The organism is Mucilaginibacter roseus (genome assembly GCF_021215455.1).
GTDB classification, from domain to species: Bacteria; Bacteroidota; Bacteroidia; order Sphingobacteriales; family Sphingobacteriaceae; genus Mucilaginibacter; species Mucilaginibacter roseus.
In genome coordinates, this window is sequence record NZ_JAJPWV010000006.1 from 115711 (window position 1) to 139584 (window position 23874).

20 protein-coding genes are annotated in these 23874 nt (G+C 44.7%); 15 read left to right on the forward strand and 5 right to left on the reverse strand.

Going from position 1 to position 23874, the window contains the following annotated elements:
- A complete protein-coding gene (locus LT679_RS17160) occupies positions 1 to 1443 on the reverse strand; it encodes a TolC family protein (RefSeq protein ID WP_232178899.1) in 1443 nt (480 codons plus the stop codon).
- An 80-nt stretch (positions 1444 to 1523) separates the two neighbouring features.
- On the opposite strand from LT679_RS17160, the gene LT679_RS17165 reads away from it, so the two are divergent.
- Entirely contained in the window at positions 1524 to 2156 is a 633-nt protein-coding gene (locus LT679_RS17165) for a polysaccharide deacetylase family protein (protein ID WP_232178900.1), read from the forward strand.
- A 35-nt stretch (positions 2157 to 2191) separates the two neighbouring features.
- Positions 2192 to 3463, forward strand: a complete 1272-nt coding sequence (gene serS, locus LT679_RS17170; protein WP_232178901.1) for a serine--tRNA ligase — start codon at positions 2192 to 2194, stop codon at positions 3461 to 3463.
- 176 nt (positions 3464 to 3639) lie between these two features.
- Here the strand turns inward: serS and LT679_RS17175 are convergent, their stop codons facing one another.
- Positions 3640 to 4425 (reverse strand): O-methyltransferase, encoded by a 786-nt coding sequence (locus LT679_RS17175; protein ID WP_232178902.1) that lies wholly within the window; start codon positions 4423 to 4425, stop codon positions 3640 to 3642.
- A 41-nt stretch (positions 4426 to 4466) separates the two neighbouring features.
- Here LT679_RS17175 and LT679_RS17180 point away from each other — a divergent pair, with 41 nt between their 5' ends.
- Entirely contained in the window at positions 4467 to 5327 is an 861-nt protein-coding gene (locus tag LT679_RS17180) for a transglutaminase-like domain-containing protein (RefSeq protein WP_232178903.1), read from the forward strand.
- A gap of 81 nt (positions 5328 to 5408) precedes the next feature.
- Here LT679_RS17180 and LT679_RS17185 read toward each other — a convergent pair whose 3' ends face one another.
- From LT679_RS17185 to LT679_RS17195, 3 genes are all read right to left on the reverse strand, one after another.
- Complete coding sequence (locus tag LT679_RS17185; protein WP_232178904.1) at positions 5409 to 6320, reverse strand: alpha/beta hydrolase; 912 nt, start codon at positions 6318 to 6320, stop codon at positions 5409 to 5411.
- A gap of 112 nt (positions 6321 to 6432) precedes the next feature.
- Positions 6433 to 7125: an SIMPL domain-containing protein gene (locus LT679_RS17190; protein WP_232178905.1), complete on the reverse strand. Its 693-nt coding sequence runs from the start codon at positions 7123 to 7125 to the stop codon at positions 6433 to 6435.
- A gap of 138 nt (positions 7126 to 7263) precedes the next feature.
- The gene (locus tag LT679_RS17195) at positions 7264 to 8400 is read right to left on the reverse strand and encodes a BamA/TamA family outer membrane protein (protein WP_232178906.1); all 1137 of its coding nucleotides are present in this window, start codon (positions 8398 to 8400) and stop codon (positions 7264 to 7266) included.
- A gap of 185 nt (positions 8401 to 8585) precedes the next feature.
- On the opposite strand from LT679_RS17195, the gene LT679_RS17200 reads away from it, so the two are divergent.
- From LT679_RS17200 to LT679_RS17255, 12 genes are all read left to right on the forward strand, one after another.
- Complete coding sequence (locus LT679_RS17200; RefSeq protein ID WP_232178907.1) at positions 8586 to 9569, forward strand: deoxyhypusine synthase family protein; 984 nt, start codon at positions 8586 to 8588, stop codon at positions 9567 to 9569.
- Between the two features lie 254 nt (positions 9570 to 9823).
- The gene (locus LT679_RS17205; RefSeq protein ID WP_232178908.1) at positions 9824 to 11086 is read left to right on the forward strand and encodes a c-type cytochrome; all 1263 of its coding nucleotides are present in this window, start codon (positions 9824 to 9826) and stop codon (positions 11084 to 11086) included.
- Between the two features lie 44 nt (positions 11087 to 11130).
- Positions 11131 to 14199 (forward strand): TAT-variant-translocated molybdopterin oxidoreductase, encoded by a 3069-nt coding sequence (locus LT679_RS17210; RefSeq protein ID WP_232178909.1) that lies wholly within the window; start codon positions 11131 to 11133, stop codon positions 14197 to 14199.
- A gap of 26 nt (positions 14200 to 14225) precedes the next feature.
- Positions 14226 to 15701 (forward strand): NrfD/PsrC family molybdoenzyme membrane anchor subunit, encoded by a 1476-nt coding sequence (gene nrfD / locus LT679_RS17215; RefSeq protein ID WP_232178910.1) that lies wholly within the window; start codon positions 14226 to 14228, stop codon positions 15699 to 15701.
- A complete protein-coding gene (locus LT679_RS17220) occupies positions 15701 to 16237 on the forward strand; it encodes a DUF3341 domain-containing protein (protein WP_232178911.1) in 537 nt (178 codons plus the stop codon). Before nrfD ends, LT679_RS17220 begins: the two co-directional genes overlap by 1 nt.
- Entirely contained in the window at positions 16230 to 16805 is a 576-nt protein-coding gene (locus LT679_RS17225) for a c-type cytochrome (protein WP_317206553.1), read from the forward strand. Before LT679_RS17220 ends, LT679_RS17225 begins: the two co-directional genes overlap by 8 nt.
- Before the next feature lie 12 nt (positions 16806 to 16817).
- On the forward strand, positions 16818 to 18104 hold the full coding sequence (locus LT679_RS17230; protein ID WP_232178913.1) for a quinol:cytochrome C oxidoreductase: 1287 nt from the start codon (positions 16818 to 16820) through the stop codon (positions 18102 to 18104).
- Positions 18105 to 18154: 50 nt separating this feature from the next.
- Positions 18155 to 19372 (forward strand): cytochrome c oxidase subunit II, encoded by a 1218-nt coding sequence (locus tag LT679_RS17235; RefSeq protein ID WP_232178914.1) that lies wholly within the window; start codon positions 18155 to 18157, stop codon positions 19370 to 19372.
- Positions 19373 to 19391: 19 nt separating this feature from the next.
- Positions 19392 to 21278: a cytochrome c oxidase subunit I gene (locus tag LT679_RS17240; RefSeq protein ID WP_232178915.1), complete on the forward strand. Its 1887-nt coding sequence runs from the start codon at positions 19392 to 19394 to the stop codon at positions 21276 to 21278.
- Between the two features lie 91 nt (positions 21279 to 21369).
- On the forward strand, positions 21370 to 22428 hold the full coding sequence (locus LT679_RS17245; protein WP_232178916.1) for a COX15/CtaA family protein: 1059 nt from the start codon (positions 21370 to 21372) through the stop codon (positions 22426 to 22428).
- Positions 22425 to 23285 (forward strand): heme o synthase, encoded by an 861-nt coding sequence (cyoE, locus tag LT679_RS17250; RefSeq protein ID WP_232178917.1) that lies wholly within the window; start codon positions 22425 to 22427, stop codon positions 23283 to 23285. The genes LT679_RS17245 and cyoE overlap by 4 nt, the downstream gene beginning before the upstream one ends.
- The gene (locus LT679_RS17255) at positions 23285 to 23869 is read left to right on the forward strand and encodes a cytochrome c oxidase subunit 3 (RefSeq protein WP_232178918.1); all 585 of its coding nucleotides are present in this window, start codon (positions 23285 to 23287) and stop codon (positions 23867 to 23869) included. The genes cyoE and LT679_RS17255 overlap by 1 nt, the downstream gene beginning before the upstream one ends.
- Positions 23870 to 23874: the final 5 nt, after the last annotated feature.

Below are 23874 nucleotides of genomic sequence, written 5' to 3' on the forward strand. Positions count from 1 at the left end.
TTATAGCGAAATAGGTTTTCCCAGATAATAGTCAATCACTTTGCTTCTGAATACCATTTGGTAGCGCGCCTGTATCATATCAAATTCGGCTTTGTTAAAATTGGTTAGCGATGTATTCAGATCAAGCGAATTTACTAAACCTACGTTAAAGCGTTGCAAAATGGCATTGTATGCATCCTTATTGGCTTGGTAGGTTTGCTGTGCCGATATATAGCGCTTTTGCGCAGCCTGGGCATCCCACACAGCCTGGTAGATGATCTTGCTTAAATTGTTCCGCGATAATTGTGCTTGAACTTCGGCATTCTGGTATTGAATTTTAGCCTTACGTACCGCAGTGCGTGTAGCAAAGCGACGGAAGATAGGTATAGATAAATTTAAACCTATCGACTGGTAAAAGTTATCGCTCAACTGCCCGAATACTGAAGGCTTGTTGAACGGCGTTGCGAAAGCCGGTGTAACCACCGTATCGCGCGTTGCGTTGTTAACCACACCTATCGGGTTAAATTCGCCTGTAGCATACGGGCGGCCTGCCCGCTGGTAAATGCTGGAGTAGTTTGAACCTAAAGTAGCGAATAGTACCAAACTTGGATAGTAAGCGCCTTGCGCTACTTTAACAGCTTGCTTTAATACATCGCGCTGTAATTCCGCCAGGCGAACATCCGGGTTAACGTTTAGGGCGGTGTTCAATACTTCCTGCGCGTTAAAAATGGATTGTACTGAAAGCTGGCTCACATCGGGCCTTACCACCTCTATAGGTGTCTCCGGCGGCATCTCCATGTACTGCTTCAGCGTAAGTATAGAAAGCTCCAGCTGGTTTTGCGCGTCGGTACGGTTAAGTTCAGCAGTTGAAAGTTGTGATTTAGCTTGCGAAAGGTCAGCCACGGTTTGGTTACCGGCTTTAAAGCTGATGTTGGCACGATCAAGCGTTTGCTTTGAAATATCTATTTGCTGGCCTGCCGCCTTTACCAAGTCCTGGTTGGTCAACACGGTCAGATAAGTAGTAACCACGTTCAGTATCAAATCATTTTTAACCTTGGTAGTATTGGTACGGTCGGCCTCCAGCTGTATTTTGTTCTGGATGATCTGGTTACGCAACTGCCCGCCCTGAAACAGCACAATTTGTGATGTTAACGAGCCAAACGCGGTAAATATACGCTGGTTGGTGAAGGAGTAGGTGGACTGGTCCAAGCTTCGGCCCCAGTTGAATGAGCCCTGTGTGTTTACATTCAGGTCAGGCAAACGGTTATATTTTGATTGCTTCAGGTCTTCGCCTGTAAGCGCTTCGCTGAGCTGTGCTTGCTTAATGGTAAGGTTACGCTCAAGCGCGAGTTCTACAGCCCGTTGCAGGGTTATCTTCTCCTGCGCAAAAACACTTGCCGCCGGCATAAAGAGCGCCAACATCAAAAGTTTAAGCCCGGAACGTTTGAGTATATATCGGTTCATAAATATTTTGTAATAAGGCATTTAAATATACCTGTACTCAACTTCTGTTAAAAATGAAACAATTAGCTTAATTTGTACTTATGTACCTGTTTAAAACTCCTCGTTTGCTAAAATGGCTCTATCCAAAACTAATATGGGATATTAAAACGAGTAGCCGAAGCATTTTTTTGACCTTTGACGATGGGCCTATACCTATTGTTACACCTTATGTGTTAAAAATTTTAAAAGAGTACGGCGCAAAGGCTACCTTTTTTTGCATTGGCGACAATGTACGCAAGCATCCGGATATTTTTGAACAGGTAAAACGCGAGGGGCATGCTATAGGCAACCATACCTTTAATCATTTAAAAGGATGGAAAACGGATGACGACACCTACATCGAAAACTTTAAACAGGCAGATGAAATGCTGCATACCAACCTGTTCAGGCCGCCATACGGGCGCATCAAGCGCTCGCAGGCTGAAAAGCTAAAAGCATTAAACCCGGAACTTGATATTGTGATGTGGGATGTACTAAGCGGCGATTTTGATATGACGCTTAAGCCCGAGCGCTGCCTGAAAAAAACGTTAAAGTATACCCGCCCGGGATCAATTGTGGTGTTTCATGATAGTTTAAAGGCTTTTAACCGTTTGGAGTATGTATTGCCGCGGGCTTTGGGTTTTTGGAAAAGCCAGGGCTATACATTTGAGTTGCTGCCCGTGCAAACACTTTAAGTTTATATCTTTGCCCAAAATCATACTATAAAAAAATGCTTCAGGTAAATTACATCCGCGAGAACAGGGAACAAGTGCTGGAACGCCTGGCTGTTAAAAATTTTAAGCAGCCCGAACTGGTTGACAACATTATTGAGCTTGACGAAAAACGCAGGCAAACTCAAAACCTGTCCGACAGTGTATCCGCCGAAGCAAATGCCGCTGCCAAAAAAATTGGTGAACTGATGCGCACCGGCCAAAAAGAAGAGGCCCAAGCTATAAAAGCCAACACCGGTAAATGGAAGGAAGAAATTAAACAATACGGCGAGCAGCTTACCGCCCTTGAAGCTGAATTGCAGCAAAAGCTGGTATTGCTGCCCAACCTGCCGCACAGCTCAGTACCTAAAGGCTTAACGCCGGAGGAGAACGAGATCGTGCTTGAGCATGGCTCCAAGCCGGAGTTGCCGGGCAACGCTTTGCCACATTGGGAACTGGCCGCAAAATATAACTTGATCGACTTTGAACTGGGTGTTAAAATAACCGGTGCCGGTTTCCCGGTATACAAAAGTAAAGGCGCTAAGTTACAACGCGCGCTTATCAGTTTCTTTTTAGATGAGGCTGAAAAGGCCGGTTACAGCGAGATGATTGTTCCGTTACTGGTTAACGAGGCATCAGGTTTTGGCACCGGGCAGTTGCCTGACAAGGAAGGGCAGATGTACCACGTTGGTGTTGATAACCTGTACCTAATACCTACCGCCGAAGTACCGGTTACCAACCTGTACCGCGACGTAATATTAAAGGGCGAAGAACTGCCGGTTAAAAACTGCGGCTATACACCATGTTTCCGTCGCGAAGCGGGTTCGTACGGTGCCCATGTACGTGGCCTTAACCGCCTGCACCAGTTTGATAAGGTGGAAATAGTACAGGTAGTACATCCGGATAATTCATATGATGTGTTAGAGGATATGAGCCTGCATGTGCAAGGCCTGCTGCAAAAACTTGGCCTCCCTTACCGGGTGCTGCGCCTTTGTGGTGGTGATATGGGTTTTGCATCAGCCTTAACTTACGATATGGAAACCTGGAGCGCTGCGCAGCAACGCTGGCTGGAAGTATCATCCGTATCAAATTTTGAAACTTTCCAGAGTAACCGCCTTAAACTACGTTTCCGTAACGCCGAGGGCAAAACACAGCTGGCTCACACGCTAAATGGTAGCGCACTGGCCTTGCCGCGTATTGTGGCTACGCTATTAGAAAATAATCAAACAGAAGAAGGTATCAAAATACCGGAGGCATTAGTGCCTTATACTAAGTTTGAGTGGATTAAGTAGTATTTAAAGTTCTACATGCTATATCGTATCGAGCGATAGCGACAAATCTGTCGGCGTTCAATAGTCCGGCGACAGATTTCTTTTCATCCCTCGGTCGAATCTTATGCAAACATAGGATCAGCTAAATATAAAGAAACGTTGGCCTGACGTAAAACCAGGCAGGGGTGAAGCGTCATTTAAAACTTCACCAGAAAATCTTCCTTGGCCTGCCCTTTTTTGAAGTAAACCAGTCCAATCCAAAACAGGTCGACCGTAGCGGTTACCTGCGGGTGTGCTTTTATTTGTACCCAGGCTTCTTTCATGCCTTCGCTCCAGTAAATATCGTCAAAAATCAACAACGTATCTTCATGCACATGCGGCAGGCACCATTCAAAATAGCGCAGCGTAGCATCCTTTTGGTGATTGCCATCTACAAACACAAAATCAAGTTTGGGTAAGCTGTTGATCACGCTGTAAAGTGTATCATCAAAGTTGCCCACAGTTAACGCGATATCATTGAGCTGTTGACCTAAAAATTGTTGCCCGGCTACAGCAGCCGTTTGTGGGCAGCCCTCAAGCGTGTATACTTTTGCCTTAGGGGCGGCCTGTTGCAGGTACAATGTAGTAACGCCAAGGCAGGTACCCAATTCAATAATGCTATCCGGGTTGGTATAGGCAGCCAGGCGATACAGAAGCTGAGCCAGCTTAGGTGGTTTAAGCGCGTTTTTGGCAATTTGGCTAACGCGTTTCTGCTTATTATTATTTACGTGCGAACCGGCGCCCAGGTCGGTCACCGTGATGGTCCGGTCATCGGCGAGTAAATGTTTACGAACCTCCTCTATGCCGGCGTACACTTTTTTGGGCTCAAAATCGTATATTACCTTATCAACCAAATTGTATACAAAAGGGGAGTGGATACCATGGCGGGTTTTAGCGTTAAAACGATGCCGCAGGTAGTCGGCAGCAAACCTTATGTTAAACATGGTTGTAAAAATAGATAAATAGTAATACTTTACTGATAAGCATGTTAAATACATCCGAAATAAACTCATTGATAAAATTGCTCGACGACCCGGACGCAGAGGTATTTGAGCATGTGCATGGTAAGCTGCTGTCATTAGGAGGCAGCGCCATAGAGCCGCTTGAGGCGGCTTTTACCGAGGCTTTTGATCCGCTGTTGCAGGAGCGTATTGCCAACCTGGTGCACGAAATACAGTTCGGCCAGTTAAAAAACGATTTGAAATTGTGGATACACAGCGGCGCGTTTGACTTATTGCAGGGCGCACTCATCATAAACCGATATCAATATCCTGACCTTGATGAGCAAAAGGTAATTAACCAGATAGAGGCCATTAAGCGCGATATATGGTTGCAGATGATGAATGAAGGCAGCCCGGTTGAACAGGTAAAGCTGATCAATCATGTGTTTTACAATATTTACGGCTTTAGCGGCAATACCGCCAATCACCAGGATCCGCAAAATAGTTACATCAGCCAGGTGCTCGAAACAAAAAAGGGCAACCAGATATCGCTGGCCATTATTTACTCTATCGTAGCGCAAAAGCTGGATATACCGGTGTATGGCGTTAACCTGCCGCAGCATTTTATTTTGGCCTACCTGGATGAAGGTATGCAAAGCGAGTTTGAAAGCGGCATCCTGTTCTACATAAACGCTTTTAACAAGGGTTTTATATTTGGCAGGCGCGATGTAGATATGTTTTTGAAGCAGTTAAAACTAACGCCCGATAAGCAATTTTACGAGCCTTGCTCAAACACCGAGATTGTTAAGCGCGTAATACGCAACCTTATCAGCGCGTATGAGCAGTTAGGTTCCGTCGATAAGGTAGATGAATTGAATGAGCTGCTGGACATTGTTGAACAGTAGGCAGTTTTCAGTTGCCAGTGTGCAGTTGGTATTAGTTATCATGTTTACTGTAAACTGCCAACTGCCCGCTGCTAAGTGAACTTATCGGGTGAGCCAGCCGTTAGCGGCCATCCAGTTGGTAAGGCTGCTAAACCAAAGCTCTTTGGTTGTGGGGTTTATCAACCCAAAGCCGTGGCCACCTGCCGGGTAAAGGTGCATTTCAGCTTTTATTTTGTTAGCAAGCAGCGCGTTGTAAAACAGCAGGCTGTTTTGAACAGGCACTACAGTGTCATCCTCAGCATGAATTAAAAATGTAGGTGGTGTTTGGGCTGTAACCTGTAACTCGTTACTGAACTTATTAACCAGCTCAGGTGATGGGTTTTTGCCGATCAGGTTTTCCTTTGAGCCCTGATGTGTAAACTCGCCAAAGCTGATCACCGGGTAAATCAACATTCCGAAATCAGGGCGAAGGTTAGTATTGTTTTTATTGGGGATGACCGCTTTTTGAAAATGCGTAATAGCGGTAGACGCCAAATGCCCGCCTGCCGAAAAGCCAACAATGCCTATCCGGTCGGGGTTTATCTTCCACTCGGCGGCGCGTTCACGTACCATTTGTATGGCTCGCTGCACATCCTGTAGTGGCCCTATCTTTTTATCGGTCATGATAGAATCACTGGGCAAGCGGTATTTAAGCAAAAACGCGGTAACGCCTATCTTGTTAAACTCGCGGGCTATGGCATCGCCCTCATGTGCCGATGCCAGGCCGGCGTAACCACCGCCGGGTAATACAATTACAGCTGTGCCATTGGCTGTACCAGCAGCAGGTAAGTAAGGGGTAAGTGTTGGAATGCTAACCTTTAAAATCCAGCTGCCATTCTCTGTTTTTTCCTGATAGGTTTTAGGTGTGGGTTTTGCGCCCGGCGCTCCGTCAGGATATAGCTTTATCGGGTTTTGTTTTTGCGCAAATACATTCACGGCCAGTAATACAAATATGGGTAAAGCAAGTAGTTTCATAATAAAGGTTAATGATCAAATATATTTATTTTATCCGTTAAGCGTTTAACAAAAAACAAAGGCGGCTCCCGTATAAGGAAGCCGCCTTTGCGCTATCTGTGTTGGCTTTAAATTACTTGATCTCAAATACCGCGTTGATCTGAAAGCTCAGCTTTATTTTTTTAAAGTCGATGTCAGACTCGGCTACGTCAGCGGCTTCAGCGGCGCCCCTCATGCTCATATTGGCATACATGCGCGCCTGCGGAAAGCTGCTGTTATCAGTTTCTGATATATTGATAACGCTGCCCAGCTTATCACCTAAAGCAGTTACCAGGTAAGTAGCTTTCTCTTTGGCCGATAAAAGCGCCTGTACTTTCAATTCCTTTTTTAGCTCGTTTATTTTGGAGTAGTCGTAGCTGTCGATATTGGTGGATTGGATGCCCTTAGGGTCAATCTTGCTCAATATCTGGTTATATTTATTCAGCTCACGAAACTTAATGCTGTATTGTTTGCTTACTAAAAAGTCGGGGTTTTTCTTCTTTTCGGTAGCCATATTCCAGCTGGAAACGTTGTTAACGGTAAAATCTTCTTTAGCGATGCCAGCGGCAGATACTGCTTTCTCCAGTTGCTTTTCCAGTTCGCTTATGTTGATCTTCTTTTTACCGTCCATATACTCGCGGAGCGAGACAGATACGTTGATAATATCCGGTGTTACTTCCTTTTCGGCTATTCCGGTTACTTCAATTTTACGGCGCAGATCGGCTGTTTGGGCAAAGGCTCCATATGTTGCGGCAACAAAGGCCACCATCATCATTAATCTCTTCATGGTCGTGTATATATATTTATAGCTATAGACGGAGATTGCACGCAAAGTGCAACATGCAACAAAAACATTACAATCATGAGAAGGTTTTACCCCTTCTAAATCCTCCCCGAGGGGGAGGACTTCATAAAATATTTTTTATTAAAAAGCTTCGGCCAGGCTGAGGTATAAGCCGCTTTGTCTGCTTTCGCCCGGACGTTTTTCGCCGAGAGCGTAGTCAACACGCATGCTCAGGCCCTTTTCCACATCAAAAAAGTAACGGCCGCCAAGGCCGTAGCTTGGCTTTAGCCCGTCAAAATTAAAGGAGTTGTTAAATACTTTGCCTGCACCGCCAAAGCCTACAATGCCAAAACGGTTACTTATACGGTAACGCAACTCGGTTTGTGCGGCAATCAGGTTTCTGTCGCGAAAGCGGCCATTGTAATACCCGCGCATAATTTCATCATTGCCTAAAGCCGGCAGCAGGTAAAACGGCTCGCGCGAGCCAACCAAACTTTGTTCCTGCGCGTTGAAGCCCAAAACCAGTTTTTTACTGAGCGGAAAAAATTGCGCATACTCAATATTGAACAGGCCGCCGCGGTAATCGTTATTACTGAACATGCCTTTCATAAAGTTAAAGTAAGCGGTAACTACGGCGCCCTTGGTGGTGTAGGTATTGTTGTTGCGGTCGTCAAAAACGAAACTTGGGCCGGCAAATAATATGCTGCCGCCACCCGGTTGTTCAGAGCGTTGCAGGTTTTGATAAATGCCGCCGGGTTCCTTATCGGTAAACTTATAATCAAGCCCGCCTGCCGATAAGCCTAAATAAATATTCTTGCTTACCCGCTTCTCGGCAGTAAGGTTTATGCGCAACCGCTTTTGGCCAAGGCGGTCAAGGTTGGCCTTATTGGTTTCGTTGCCGGTTCCAAAATAATCAAACGGAAAGTTAATATAGCTGATGGTGGCGGTGTAGTGATATTTGTTTTGCGGTGTCCAATAGTTAGTGCTCAGGCTAAAACGGCTTTGCCCTTTGGTGGTTACAGTAGCATAGCCAAATATGTTGGATACGCGCGTACCCTCGTTCAGCGTATCGGTATAAAAAGAGTACAGTGCGGAGCCGCCGCCCTCAAAGCCTGTTTCGGGCGCGGAGCTGAGTACGGGTAAAATAAAAAAGCTGCTGTGTTTACTGCTGTCCTGCTCAAACAGCATTTTACGTACAAACTTTGGCAAAAAACGCATTTGCGCAAAGGCAGGTTGCAGGCCCATGATCAGCATGAGCGCTATAAAAACTCTTTTCATCAGTAAAGATAAAGACGCCGCTAAGATGCAAATTTATTATAACAGCAAAACCTTGTTTTGTTTTAAGGGTTGCTTAAAATGATGTTATCATTATAATACGAAACTGCTTTGGGCGGAATTCAGAATTTTAAAATACGCATCTCAACAAAATAGCTACTTTTGCAAAAAATTAACAAGTAACCATCATGAGTACAGAAGCAAGAGGCCCGATATCTCAGTTTATCGAGAAGAATTACCTGCATTTTAATGCTGCGGCATTAGTTGATGCCGCTAAAGGATATGAAACCCATTTAACCGAAGGCGGTAAAATGATGGTTACCCTTGCCGGCGCCATGAGTACTGCCGAGCTGGGTATTTCGCTGGCTGAAATGATCCGTCAGAATAAAATAGATATAATATCATGCACAGGAGCCAACCTTGAAGAGGATATCATGAACCTGGTAGCGCACTCGCACTACAAGCGTGTACCTAATTACCGCGATCTGAGTCCGCAGGATGAGTGGGACTTGTTAGAGAACCATTATAACCGCGTTACCGATACCTGCATACCCGAAGAAGAAGCTTTCCGCCGTTTGCAAAAGCACATCCACAAAATATGGAAAGATGCTGATACCGCCGGCGAGCGCTACTTTCCACATGAGTACATGTATAAGATATTGCTGAGCGGCGAGCTGGAACAATATTACGAGATCGACCCTAAAAACTCATGGATGCTGGCAGCTGCTGAAAAGAACCTGCCGATTGTCGTACCTGGATGGGAAGACTCAACCATGGGTAACATCTTTGCCTCATACGTAATCAAGAATGAAATTAAGGCCACTACCATGAAGAGTGGTATTGAGTATATGGCCTGGCTGGCTGATTGGTATGTAAAGAACTCCGAAGGTAAAGGCATTGGCTTTTTTCAGATTGGTGGCGGTATAGCGGGCGATTTCCCGATATGTGTAGTGCCGATGCTTTACCAGGATATGGAAATGGAAAACATACCATTCTGGAGCTACTTCTGCCAGATATCTGACTCAACCACTTCATACGGTTCATACTCAGGCGCAGTACCTAACGAGAAGATCACCTGGGGTAAGCTGGATATCAACACGCCGAAATTCATTGTAGAGTCTGACGCGACGATTGTTGCGCCATTGATTTTTGCGTGGATATTAAAACAATAAACAAAAAATCAAAAATGATTTTTATCAACCCGAGGGGTGTTTATTAATACTCATAATAAAAAAACGTTAAAACGGCTTCAAAAAGCCGTTTTTTATCTTGTTTAGAACGATTATAAATTGTTGATAACTGTCATTTCTTTGTCAGCCATACTGTAATAAATTTTACTTTTGTGGCTGTAAAAATTGGATAAACGGCACTAAACGCCGCCGGTTTTTAAAATATTAATAAATATAATTCAGCATAAACACGCTTTATGAGAAATATCTCATTACTATTTAAACAATTTTCGAGAACGGTTTTACTGCTTGCGGGCCTTACAGCGCTGACCACTGCGGCCAACGCTCAGGGCGATCCGGCAAAGGGTGAAACTATTTTTAAAGCCAAGTGTACTGCCTGTCACAAGATCGAGTCGAAGCTGGTAGGTCCGGCTTTGGGTCCACAGATCACTTCGGAAACTGACGATGCGTACCTGATCAAGTGGATACAGAACAGCCAGGCGCTGGTTGCTGCTAAAAATCCTAAAGCGGTTAAGATCTACAATGAGTACAATCAGATCCCGATGACGGCTTTCCCCGAGCTGTCTGACGCTGATGTTACTGACATTATCGCTTACGCCCGTGCAGAACAGAAGAAACTTACTGAAGGCGGTGGTGATAAAAAGACCGAAGCGCCTGCCGAAACCGGCCCAAGCAGCCTGCTGATTTGGGGTTTGATTGGCGTTATCGTTATCGCATTTATCGTTATCCTGGTATTGAACAAGGTAATCGGCACTTTAGAGCGCCTGTTACTTAAAAACAAAAACCTGGTAATTGATGAAGAGCCTGAAGTTGAAGGCGAGCCTGTTGACCGCTTAGCCGGCATCAAAAAACTGGCAAAAAATAAAAAGCTGGTATTCTTCGTAGTGCTTTGCGGCGCTATCGCGATGGGTAGCTGGAGCTGGGTAACCATGTGGAATACCAACATGCACCAGGGTTACCAACCGGTTCAGCCTATTAAATACTCGCACGAGCTGCACGCCGGCGCCATGAAGATTGATTGCCAGTACTGCCACTCAGGAGCGTACAAATCAAAAAATGCATCAATTCCGTCGCTTAACGTTTGTATGAACTGCCACAAGGTGGTTAAGACGGAATCGCCGGAAATACACAAAATTTACGATGCCCTGGGTTACGATCCGGATAAAGGTACTTACGATACCACTAAGGCTAAGCCTATCCAGTGGGTGCGCATACACAACCTGCCTGACTTTGCTTACTTCAACCACTCACAACACGTAGTAGTTGGCGGTGTTAAATGTCAGCAATGCCACGGCCCTATCGAAACCATGTCTGAAGTTTACCAGTACTCGCCACTAACCATGAAATGGTGTATACAGTGCCACAAACGTACCGAGGTTAACTTTAAAGGCAACGCGTATTATGATAAGATGACTCAGGTGCATGACATGATCAAAAAAGGTCAGAAAGTATCTGCAGCCGTAATGGGTGGTTTAGAGTGCTCTAAGTGCCACTATTAATATCAGAGATTTAAAACTTAGCAATTACAGTTTATATAGCTTAAATGGATAGCAATAAAAAATACTGGAAAGGTTTAGAAGAGCTAAACAGAACGCCGGAATTTGTTGAGAAAAACAAGCATGAGTTTGCTGAGCCGCTTCCGATTGAGGAAGTGTTGAGCGGTGCAGGCCTTGCCTCAAGAACTCCGCGCCGTGATTTCCTTAAAGCGCTGGGCTTTGGTGTGGGTGCCGTAACACTGGCTGCCTGCCAAAAAGTTCCTGTTCATAAATCAATACCATACCTTATAAAACCAGAGGAGGTAACTCCGGGTGTGGCTAACTACTATACATCAACTTACAATGGCCACGCCATCCTGGTTAAAACCCGTGAAGGCCGCCCTATTAAAGTTGAAGGTAACCCTGGCGACCTTTTAGCCGGCGGTGGTTTGAGCGCGCAGGCGCAGGCATCAGTACTTGACCTGTATGATACCAATCGCCTTAAAGATCCGCAAATGGACGGTGGCGATGCAGGCTGGGATGCCATTGATAGTTTTGTAAAACAACAGCTTGCGGCAGCGCAGGCTGGCGGCAAAAAAATCCGCATTATCAGTTCAACTGTACACAGCCCATCAACGCAAGCGGTTATCAATGATTTCGTAGCTAAATATCCGGCTGCGGCACATATTAACTACGACGCTTTTTCATACACAGGTATTATACAGGCTAACCAGCAAAGCTTTGGTAAAGCGGTATTGCCACACTATAACTTTGACAAAGCTGACGTAATTGTTAGCGTTGGTGCCGACTTCCTGGGTTCATGGATATCAGGCGAGGAGTTCACCAAACAATACGTATCTAACCGTGGCAGCAAGGCGCTTGAGTCTAAAAAAATGTCGCGCCACATCCAGTTTGAAAGCGGCATGAGTATCACCGGTACTAACGCCGATGCCCGTATCCCTGTAAAAGTATCTGAAGAAGGTTTAGTACTGATAGCTTTATACAATGCAATTTCAGGCACTACACTGCCGGGTACCAAAAAACTGGAGAATGCTAAAGCTGCTACAGCAGTTACACTTGCCGCTAAAGAGTTGCTTGCCGCTAAAGGTAAAGCGCTTGTGGTGGCAGGTTCAAACGAGGTAGCTAATCAGGTTGTTGCAAATGCTATCAACACTTTGTTAGGCAGCTATGGTGCTACTATTGATCTGGATAATCCATCAAACCAATACAAAGGTAACGATGCACAATTCGTAGCCTTTTTAAATGAAGCAAAACGCGGCGAAGTTGGTGCAGCCATCTTCCTGAACGCTAACCCTGCTTATGATTATTTCAATACTAAAGAAGTAAAAGAAGCATTAAGCAAAATAAAGCTCAAAGTTTCTTTCGCCGGACAGAAGGATGAAACTGCTGATCTGTGTACTGTTATAGCGCCAAACCACCACTACCTGGAGTCGTGGGGTGATGATAGCGCTGTATCAGGTTACTACACCATCATGCAGCCAACTATCAACCCGGTATATAACACACGCCAGGCTGAGCAAAGCTTGCTTATCTGGAGCGAGAATGCTACTACTGATTATTACGCTTACGTTCGTAATAACTGGATCAGCAACCTGCTTACTTTAGGCGGTCTGTCAGGCCAAAGTGGTTGGGAAACTTTGTTACAAACCGGTTTTGTTAAAGTAGCTCCAAAAGCTGCCGCGCCGGTTGCTAACGCTGCAAACGTTGGTGCTGCTGCCCAGTTAGTAGCTGCAAACAGTGCAAAACTTGCGGCCAGCGGTGATGATAAAGTGGAAGTTCAGCTTTACCTGAATACTGCTATAGGTGATGGCAGCTATGCCAATAACCCATGGTTACAGGAGTTGCCTGATCCGGTATCAAAAGTTACCTGGGATAACTATGCCGCCCTTGCGCCAAAACATGCTGAAAAGCTTGGTGTTGAAGAAGGTGATGTAGTTAAAATTGAAGCAAACGGCTACTCGGTTGAGTTACCGGTACTATTACAACCAGGCCAGGCTCAGGGCACAGTGTCAATAGCCGTTGGTTATGGCCGTACACACTCAGGCCTTGTAGGTAACAGCGTAGGTAAAAACGCTTATCCTTTCGCCAGCTTCAGCAACGGTACTGTTGGTAAAACACTGGTAGCTACTATTTCAAAAACAGGTGACGTATCACCACTTGCGCAAACACAAACACACCATTCATACGAAGGCCGTGATGTTATCCGCGAGGTATCATTAAAGGAATATCTGAAAGACCCTGCCGCAGGTACCGACCACGGTAAGGAGCATAAAACATACGATCTGTGGGAAGCGCATGAGCGCCCGGTTTACGACTGGAAAATGGCCATCGATCTTAACGCATGTACCGGTTGCGGTGCTTGTATTGTTGCCTGCAGCGCCGAGAACAACATTCCGGTTGTAGGTAAAGATGAAGTTCGCCGCCGCCGTGAGATGCACTGGATCCGTATTGACCGTTACTACAGCTACGAGAAAAACGGTAAGGCTGAAGCTGACGAGGAAACCGGTATGGTTACCAAAGAAAAGCAGATTGCCGAGCTGGATAACTTGGATTACGTAACCGTGGTACACCAGCCAATGCTTTGCCAGCATTGCGATCACGCTCCGTGCGAAACGGTGTGCCCGGTATTGGCTACCGTACACTCATCAGAAGGTTTAAACCAGATGGCTTACAACCGTTGCGTAGGTACACGTTACTGCGCTAACAACTGCCCTTATAAAGTTCGCCGCTTTAACTGGTTTAACTACTGGAACGATTCACGTTTTGATAACTACCTGCAAAATGAGCATACTCAACTGGTGTTAAACCCTGACGTTACTACCCGTTTCCGCGGTGTAATGGAGAAATGCTCAATGTGCGTACAACGTATACAAGCTGGTAAACTGAAAGCTAAAATTGAAAAACGCCCGCTTACTGACGGCGAAATCAAAGTGGCTTGCCAGCAAACCTGTACAGCAAACGCCATCATATTCGGTAATGCTAATGATCCTAACTCAGAGCTTTCAAAAGCACTTAAGAGCGAAAGAACTTACTACGTGTTACAGGAGCTTAACGTACAGCCGGGTATTGGTTACCAGGTTAAAGTTAGGAACACTATTGAAAACGAATTAGCTTAATTATTACAAAAGAGATATAAATATATATGGCATCTCACAGTGAATCAATAATCAGGGAACCATTAATTACGGGCAAGAACATTACCTACGCCCAGATAACTAATGAGGTTTTACTCCCTGTAGAAAATAAGCCAAACAAAGCCTGGTGGATAGGTTTCGTGGTATCGGTATTAGGTGCTTTGCTTTGGGTGGTTAGTATAAGCCTTACATTTTGGTACGGTTTGGGCGAGTGGGGCCTTAACAAAACTGTAGGTTGGGCATGGGATATTACCGGCTTCGTATGGTGGGTAGGTATCGGTCACGCCGGTACGCTGATCTCGGCGGTATTGTTATTGTTCCGTCAAAACTGGCGTAACTCCATTAACCGTTCTGCTGAGGCGATGACCATCTTCGCGGTAGTTTGTGCCGCTACCTACATCGTAGCGCACATGGGCCGCCCTTGGTTAGCTTACTTTACATTACCACTGCCAAACCAGTATGTACTTTGGGTAAACTGGAACTCGGCACTGATGATGGACGTATTCGCGATCTCAACTTATTTCTCGGTATCATTAGTATTCTGGTACACCGGTTTATTACCTGATATCGCTTCAATCCGCGACCGTGCGGTACCCGGCCTTCGCCGTCGTATCTACTCGATATTATCGTTCGGCTGGACAGGCTCAGTAAAAACCTGGCAACGTTTTGAAACCGTATCGCTTATTCTTGCAGGTATATCTACACCACTGGTACTTTCGGTACACACCATCGTATCATTTGACTTTGCTACCTCGCTTGAACCAGGATGGCACACTACCATCTTCCCGCCGTACTTCGTTGCGGGTGCGATCTTCTCTGGTTTCGCCATGGTACAAACCCTGTTGCTGGTAACCCGTAAGGTATTGGGTCTTGAAAATTATATCACGATGTTCCACATCGAGTCAATGAACAAGATCATCACGCTTACAGGTTCTATCGTAGGTGTGGCTTATTTAACTGAGTTCTTCATCGCCTGGTATTCAGGTGTTGAATATGAGCAATACGCTTTCATTAACCGTGCAACCGGTCCGTACTGGTGGGCTTACTGGAGCATGATGTCATGTAACGTGATCTCTCCGCAGCTGTTCTGGTTCAAAAAACTACGTACCAGCATTCCATTCTCATGGGCATTGTCAATCGTAGTGAACATCGGTATGTGGTTTGAGCGTTTTGTGATCATCGTAACCTCATTGCACCGCGACTACATCCCGTCAAGCTGGGTAATGTTCTATCCAAGCTGGGTTGACGTGGGCGTGTTCATTGGTTCAATCGGTTTATTCTTCACCTTGTTCCTGTTATTCATCCGCTTCCTGCCTTCAGTGGCTATGGCCGAGGTGAAGCTGTTGCTGAAATCATCAAGCGAGCAGGCTAAAAAGAAACTGATTGCAGAAGGACACCTTGATCCGGAGCAAGTGAAAGATTATACAGATGCGTTAAAGAAGTATGACAGTGTTGACCTGGCAGACTACCAAACAATAAAATAATGAGCAGCACTAAATTTATATTAGGTCATTTTGACGATCCGGATGATATGATGCACGGGATCGAGAAGCTACAAAAAAACAGCATCCCTATTTATGATGTGTATACGCCTATGCCTATACACGGTATTGAAGCTAAGTTGGGTGTAAAAGAGTCACGTTTGGGTTATGCCGCATTTTGCTTTGGCTGCCTGGGTGCCTCTGTAATATTCAGCATTGTTTATTATACTTTGGTGCATGACTGGCCGATGAACATCGGTGGTAAGCCAAACTTCCCAATGCCGGTGTTTGTACCGTTCACTTTTGAGTGGACTATTCTTTGGACAGCGTTTGGTATGGTGTTTACTTTTTTTGCTGCTACACACCTGTTCCCGGGCCGCGCTCCGCGTGTAATGGACTTCCGCGCTACTGACGACCGTTTTATCATCGCCGTTGACGCTAAGGGTAACATTCCGCATGAGGATATCACCAATTTATTAAAAGAAGCTGGAGCTGTTGAAATTAAGCATAACGAAAGGAAGTATGTTAGCTATGAATAAAATTAAGATATTGGGTATAACCGCCATTTCTATCGCTGCATCTATATTAGTTACCTCATGCAGAGATAAGAGAAGTACCGGTTGGGAATATGCTCCCAATATGTACAGGCACATAGCCTATGATCCTGATCAGGCTAACCCTAACTTTGCTGATGGTAAAACAGCACAGGTACCGCCAAAGGGTACTATCCCAGTAGGTTTTACCCGTTTTGATTTCCCTAATGACAGGGGTGGTTACGATAGCGCGAGTGTTGTGGCTAAAAACCCGTTACCGGCTAACAAAAAGAATTTTGAAGATGGTAAAGTACTATATGAGCACTTTTGCTCGCCATGCCACGGCAAAACAGGCCAGGGTGATGGTTTAGTGGTATCGCACGGTTATCCGGCGCCGCCATCGTACTCAAAAGGCCAGTCATCACGTGGTGGTGCCATGAAAGACCTTACCGATGGTAAAATTTATCATACAATCACTTACGGTGTAAACGCAATGGGTTCTTACGCTTCGCAACTGTCGCCGCAGGAGCGCTGGAAAGTAGTAGCCTATGTTCACCATTTACAAACTTTATAATACTTTATATTAATGGGTACTCATACAAGTATTGACGAACGATACGAATTTTCAGGTAAAATAAGAACCTGGAGTTTAATAGCCATAGTTATTGGTGTGGTGGGAGTTGCCTACGGTTTTCTGGCCGGTGGCGATTCAGTACAGCGCACGTTCAGTAACCTATTGCTTATGAGCTATTACTTTGCGTGTGTATGTACAGCCGCTGTGTTCTTTTTAGCTTACCAGTATGTGGCTCAGGCCGGCTGGTCAGCATCAATACTGCGTGTACCACAGGCTATTGCCAAAGTATTACCAATTGCGGCAGTAATATTAATTATAGTAGCTGCAGCAGGCTTGTTCACTACACATAAGGTAATAAATGAAGAAGGCCACGAAGAAGTGATGCCTTATTTATATGGCCACTGGGCAGCTCACGGATTGACCGACCCTAAAAGTGAGCACTATGATGCGCTTATCGCCGGAAAGTCAGCGTTCCTCAACGTTCCGTTCTTCTTTATCGTAATAGTAGGCTTAACCTTTTTATACTCATTGTTTGGCCACCTGCTGGTTAAATATTCAACCAATGAGGATGAGTTGGGTGGTATGTTCAACTACAACAAAAGCTTCAAAATGTCATGCATATTTTTGGTGATATTCGGTTTTACCTTCCCGATCTTCGCTTTTGATGCGGTGATGTCTCTTGAGGCGCACTGGTTTTCAACCATGTTTGGCTGGTACAACCTGGCTGCAATGCACGTAAGCGGTTTAGCGGTAATCACCCTGATTGTATTGTACCTGCGTAACAAAGGTTACATGCAATGGGTTACCGAAAACCACCTGCATGATTTAGGTAAACTGATGTTCGCCTTCTCTATCTTCTGGACATATGTTTGGTTCTCTCAGTTCTTCCTGATCTGGTACGCCAATATGCCCGAAGAAACTGTTTACTTTTACAAACGTTGGGAGCCTGAATACAAATGGTGGTTCTGGTTAAACATCGTGTTGAACTTTTTAGCACCGTTATTATTGTTAATGTCTCGTGATGCTAAGCGTTTAGGCGGCAGGTTAAAGCTAACCGCTATTGTTATCCTGATCGGCCACTGGTTAGATTTCTACCTGATGGTAATGCCGGGTACTATTCACCGTCATCCGGGCCATGAGGTTCACATATGGGATATGTACGGCATCCAGGAAATATTTATCGCTGTAGGTTTTGTTGGTTTGCTTACTTTCTTCACGTTCAACTCGTTAAGCAAGTTCAAATCGTTGCTTCCTAAAAAACATCCGTTCATTGAGGAGAGCTTACACCACCACATATAAATATTGTTAACTTTGCACTCAAACTACAGAATACCAAACAAAGCAGTAAAATGGCATTCAAAAAACTTATAAATTCTAAAAAACTACTTTCGCTATTTGCGATGCTGACCCTTTTTGGCACCCAGGTGCTGATGGCACAGGTTGAATCAACAACCAAAGCCGCCGAAGGTGCACCAGCCGCTGCTGCCAACGCTGCCGATAAGCCAAGCGTGTGGGCAGGTCCGTTGTATTATGTTCTGCTATTTTTAGTAGTATGTTTTGCAGTTGCTATAGTAGGCAAGATCCTGCGTGTGTATGATCTTACCAAACAGATACAAGGCAAAAAGCCAATGAACTGGAACAACATTACAGGTATATTATTCCTGTTGTTCCTGATACTTGGTTTATATGGTTCATACTGGTCATTCACCACTCAGGGTGCCATGATATTGCCATCCGCAGCATCAGTACACGGTGAATCACTGGATACCATGTTCTATGTAACCTTTGGTATTACGGTTACTGTATTTATCATTACGCAGATATTGCTTTTCGGTTTCGTATTCCAATACCGTGGTTCTGATAAACGTAAGGCTACTTACTACCCACATAACAACGCCATCGAGGCTGCATGGACAATTGCTCCTGCCATTGTACTTACCGTACTGGTGGTATTCGGTTTCACAACCTGGAGAAAGATTACTAACCACGTTGATGCTGAGGGTGAAAAAGCTTCAATAGATATAGAAGTTGTTGGCCACCAGTTTGCCTGGGAGCTACGTTACCCTGGTAAAGATCAAAAGCTTGGTAAAATAAATTATAAGCTGGTAAGTGGCACCAACAAAGTGGGTGTTAACTTCAAAGATCCACATTCAATGGACGACTTGGTTGCCGATACTTTGGTGATTCCTGTTAACAAGTCAATCCGTTTAAATATACAAGCTCAGGATGTTATTCACAGTGTTTACATGCCACATTTCCGTGTGCAGTTAAATGCCGTACCTGGCTTGCCTACCTTCTTTAAATTCACGCCAACGGTTACAACCCGCCAAATGAAAGCTAAAGAAGACAATGCCAAGTTTGAGTATTTGCTTTACTGCAACAAAATTTGTGGTGGTGGCCACTACAACATGCAAAAAGTTGTGCGTGTGGTTACCGAAGCCGAATACCAGGCATGGCTTGCTCAGCAGAAACCTTATCTGACAGATGCATTGAAGAAAGAGTTGAAATTTGCTGAAACAGAGCAAAAAGAAGAGAAGTCAGAAAACAGGTTAGCATTAAACAATTAATATAAAAGAATTAGCGATTATGTCAACATTATCAGTTCAGGATCATCACGGAGTACATCACGACGAACACGGTCACGAACATCATCATGATACTTTCCTGACTAAATATATTTTCAGCCAGGATCATAAAATGATTGCCAAGCAATTCCTTATTACAGGTATTTTAATGGCAGTTATCGCGATGATATTGTCAATATTATTCAGGATACAGCTGGCTTACCCTGACAAGGCATTCCCTCTAATGGAAACCTTATTAGGCCGTTTTGCTCCGGAAGGACGTATGGATCCTAACTTTTACCTTTCATTAGTTACCATTCATGGTACTATCATGGTATTCTTTGTGCTAACAGCGGGTTTGAGCGGTACTTTCAGTAACTTGCTTATTCCTTTGCAGATTGGTGCACGCGATATGGCTTCGCCTTTCATGAACATGCTTTCTTACTGGCTGTTCTTTACCGCAAGCGTTATCATGCTGGGATCATTCTTTATCGAAAAGGGCCCTGCCGGTCCGGGTTGGACTATCTACCCTCCGCTATCTGCTTTACCAAAGGCAATGCCGGGTTCAGATATGGGTATGACCTTCTGGCTGGTAAGTATGGTGCTCTTCGTCGCTTCATCACTAATGGGTGGTATTAACTACGTAAGTACAGTATTGAATATGCGCACAAAAGGTATGGACCTTTGGAAAATGCCGTTAACTATCTGGGCATTCTTCCTTACCGCTATATTAGGTATCCTGGCCTTCCCGGTGTTAGTTGCCGGTGTGGTGTTGTTGATATTTGACCGTAGCGTGGGTACCAGTTTCTATTTATCTGACATTGTATTGGGTGGCGTGCCTCAGCCTTTTGAAGGTGGTAGCCCTATCCTGTTCCAGCACTTGTTCTGGTTCTTGGGTCACCCGGAAGTTTATATCGTAATTATGCCTGCGCTGGGTATCTCATCTGAAATCATCGCGACTAACTCACGTAAGCCGATATTTGGTTACCATGCAATGGTTTACTCACTGGTAGGTATTACCGTACTTTCGTTCATCGTATGGGGGCACCATATGTTTGTTACGGGTATGAATCCGTTCCTGGGCGGTGTGTTCATGATCACTACGTTGATCATCGCGGTACCATCAGCGGTAAAAACATTCAACTATCTGGCAACCTTGTGGCGCGGTAACATTCGCTTTACCCCGGCCATGATGTTCGCTATCGGCCTGGTATCATTCTTTATCTCCGGTGGTTTAACAGGTATTTACCTGGGTAACGCCGCGTTAGATATCAACCTGCACGATACTTACTTCGTTGTAGCTCACTTCCACCTTGTAATGGGTTCAGCAGCTATATTTGGTATGCTTGCTGGTGTTTACCACTGGTTCCCGAAAATGTTCGGCCGTTTAATGGACGAGAAATTGGGTTACCTGCACTTCTGGATTACGTTCATCGGTGCTTACCTGGTATTCTTCCCAATGCACTTTATGGGTCTGGATGGTGTACCACGCCGTTACTATGCTTTCACCGAGTTTGAATCTTTTGAGCGTTGGTTGTCAGTAAATACCTTTATCACCTGGGCGGCTATTATGGCGGCTGTGGCACAGGTTGCGTTCCTGTTCAACTTTTTCTACTCTATATTCTTCGGTAAAAAAGCGCCGCAAAATCCATGGAACTCAAATACGCTTGAGTGGACAACCCCGGTTGAGCGTATCCACGGTAACTGGCCTGGTGAAATACCAACTGTTTACCGTTGGCCTTATGATTACAGTAAGCCTGGGCATGATGAGGATTTCATCCCACAAACAGTGCCTTATTCTGAAACTATGAGCTCAAACCTTCCGCATGACTTTGAGAACAACCCGATAGGTTTGGAAGAGCACAACAAATGGACAAATACACAAAGATCTAACGAAGAAGTAAAGTAATTGTCTTCTCCAAAATATTGATCTGATCTTTTTAGGGTATCTGTACCGGAATGAATTCCCTGGCAGATACCCTAAATTTTTAGGAATTATAATGAGTAACAAAGCAGGAAACAGATTTCAGAAGATAACCCTTATCACTGTTGTTTTGCTTTTTTTGACGATACTGGCCGGTGGTGTAGTACGCAGCAGCGGCTCAGGCATGGGATGCCCGGATTGGCCTAAGTGCTTTGGGCAGTACATCCCGCCTACAGATGTATCGCAATTACCCAGGGATTACAAAGAGCAATACGTTAAGAAGCGCGAATTAAAAAACCAGCGTTTTGCTAAAACGCTCGATCTTTTTGGTTATAATGATATGGCTCGCCGTATTCGTGAAGATCGGTCTATATTAATTCCCGAGGAATTTAATGCTACCAAAACCTGGACAGAATATATTAACCGCCTTGTTGGTGCAGTATGTGGCATATTCTTGTTGCTTAGCGCTGTTTATTCGTTCAGCTACTGGCGCAGTAATAAATGGATTGTGGTTTTGAGCGTATTTAACCTGTTTTTAGTGATATACCAGGCTTGGCTGGGGTCGATAGTGGTGTCAACCAATTTGGTGGCCTGGATCGTGACTGTACATATGTTGCTTGCTATAGCCATATTAGCTATCAGCATAGCGACCTACCACATGGCCAAAACTTTAGGGAGGCCGCGTATCCACAAAAAGGGCATCATTTATGTAATTACTGTTTTGGCTTTGGCCCTGTCATTAATTCAAATAGCAATAGGTACTGAGGTGCGCGAGAAAATAGATTCGGTTGCCGATCATTTATTAGGTGGTTATCGTGAAACATGGGTTGAAAATGCCGGTGAAATCTTCCATAGTCACCGCACGCTTGCTATGCTGGTACTAATTGTAAACGTGTTACTTTACGCTTTGCTCAGAAAGAACTTTAGCCGTCATTCCATACAGCAGCAGTTTATGAGTATAACCTTTTTGCTGATTATGCTGCAGATTGTTACCGGCGTGGTGTTATCGTACTGGGCATTGCCGCCGTTTGCGCAGGCGTCGCATATATTATTAGCCAGTTTAATGTTCGGCGCGCAGTTTTATTTGTTTTTAAACTTATACCGTTCGGTTGATGTGCAGGGGGGGAGGATATGAAGGCCGGGGATTTTTCAAAACTGATTAAACTGCGGCTTACCTTCCTGGTAACTTTTTCCGCTTCCATATCCTTCCTGATCGGCAGTAAGGTTAATGGCGTTATCGACTGGAAAAACTGGGGTATGCTGATTATCGGCGGTTTCCTGGTTACATCGGCGGCCAACGGTTTCAACGAGATCATCGAGAAAGACCTGGATAAGCTGATGAAACGTACGTCCGACAGGCCAATCCCGGCCGGACGTATGACTACGGGGCAAGCGTTAGTATTGAGTTTATTTATGGGCATATTCGGTACTTACCTGTTAGGCAGTTTGAACCCTACAGCAGGTTTTCTTTCCGTATTTTCCCTTTTATTGTATGCCTTTGCTTATACGCCTTTAAAGCGTAAATCGCCGATAGCCGTATTTGTCGGCGCTATACCGGGCGCGTTGCCGCCGCTTATTGGTTATGTAGCCGCGCATCCAAAAATTGACGAAATAGCTTTGGTGCTGTTCGCTATACAGTTTGTTTGGCAGTTTCCACACTTTTGGGCTATCGCCTGGGTGTTGGATGATGATTATAAGCTGGCCGGTTTTAGGTTATTACCATCTGGCAACCGCGATACTGTAAGTGCTGTATTTGCTTTTGCTTCTACTATTATTATGTTGCCGGTGAGTTTACTACCTACTTATTATGGGTATGGCGGCATTTATGTGGGCGTGGTATCGTTAATTTTAAGTTTAGTATTTTTGTACCAGGGCTTTATGCTGATGCGCAACCGCGACATTAAGTCGGCCAAAAGCCTGATGTATGGCTCGTTTTTATACCTGCCGGTGGTACAGTTGATGTTTTTATTTGATTTTATAGGAAAAGTGTAATGATGATGGCTCAGATACAACAACAAAAAGATAGAGTTGACTATACGCCCAAAAAGTTTGTAATGTGGCTTATCGTGTTCTCATCGTTCATGATGTTTGCCGCGTTAACAAGTGGTTTTATAGTTTATGTGGGCGGTAAAGGCAAGGGCCTTGATATCGCTATTCCACCAATATTTTTGTACAGCACCATTACTATAGCTTTAAGCAGTGTAAGTATGTTTTTAGCTTCGAGAGCGGCAAAGCGATTGCAGTTTAGTACTCAACGCCTGTTTTTATGGGTTACCATAGCCTTAGGTATAGCCTTTTTCGCTTTGCAGGTAAACGGATGGAGCCAATTGGTAGGTATGGGTGTTTATTTTGTAAACCCTAACGCCAGTCAATCGTTTATGTATGTGTTTACCGGGATGCACTTGCTGCACATAGTGGCCGGGTTGTTGTTGTTGCTAAATTCACTGGTAGGGAGCTACCGTAATATACCACAGGTAAAACGTGTTTTTTGGATGGAAATGTCGGCTATATTTTGGCATTTTGTCGATATTATATGGATTTATCTGTATGTTTTTTTACTTTTGAACCAGAAATAATTAAT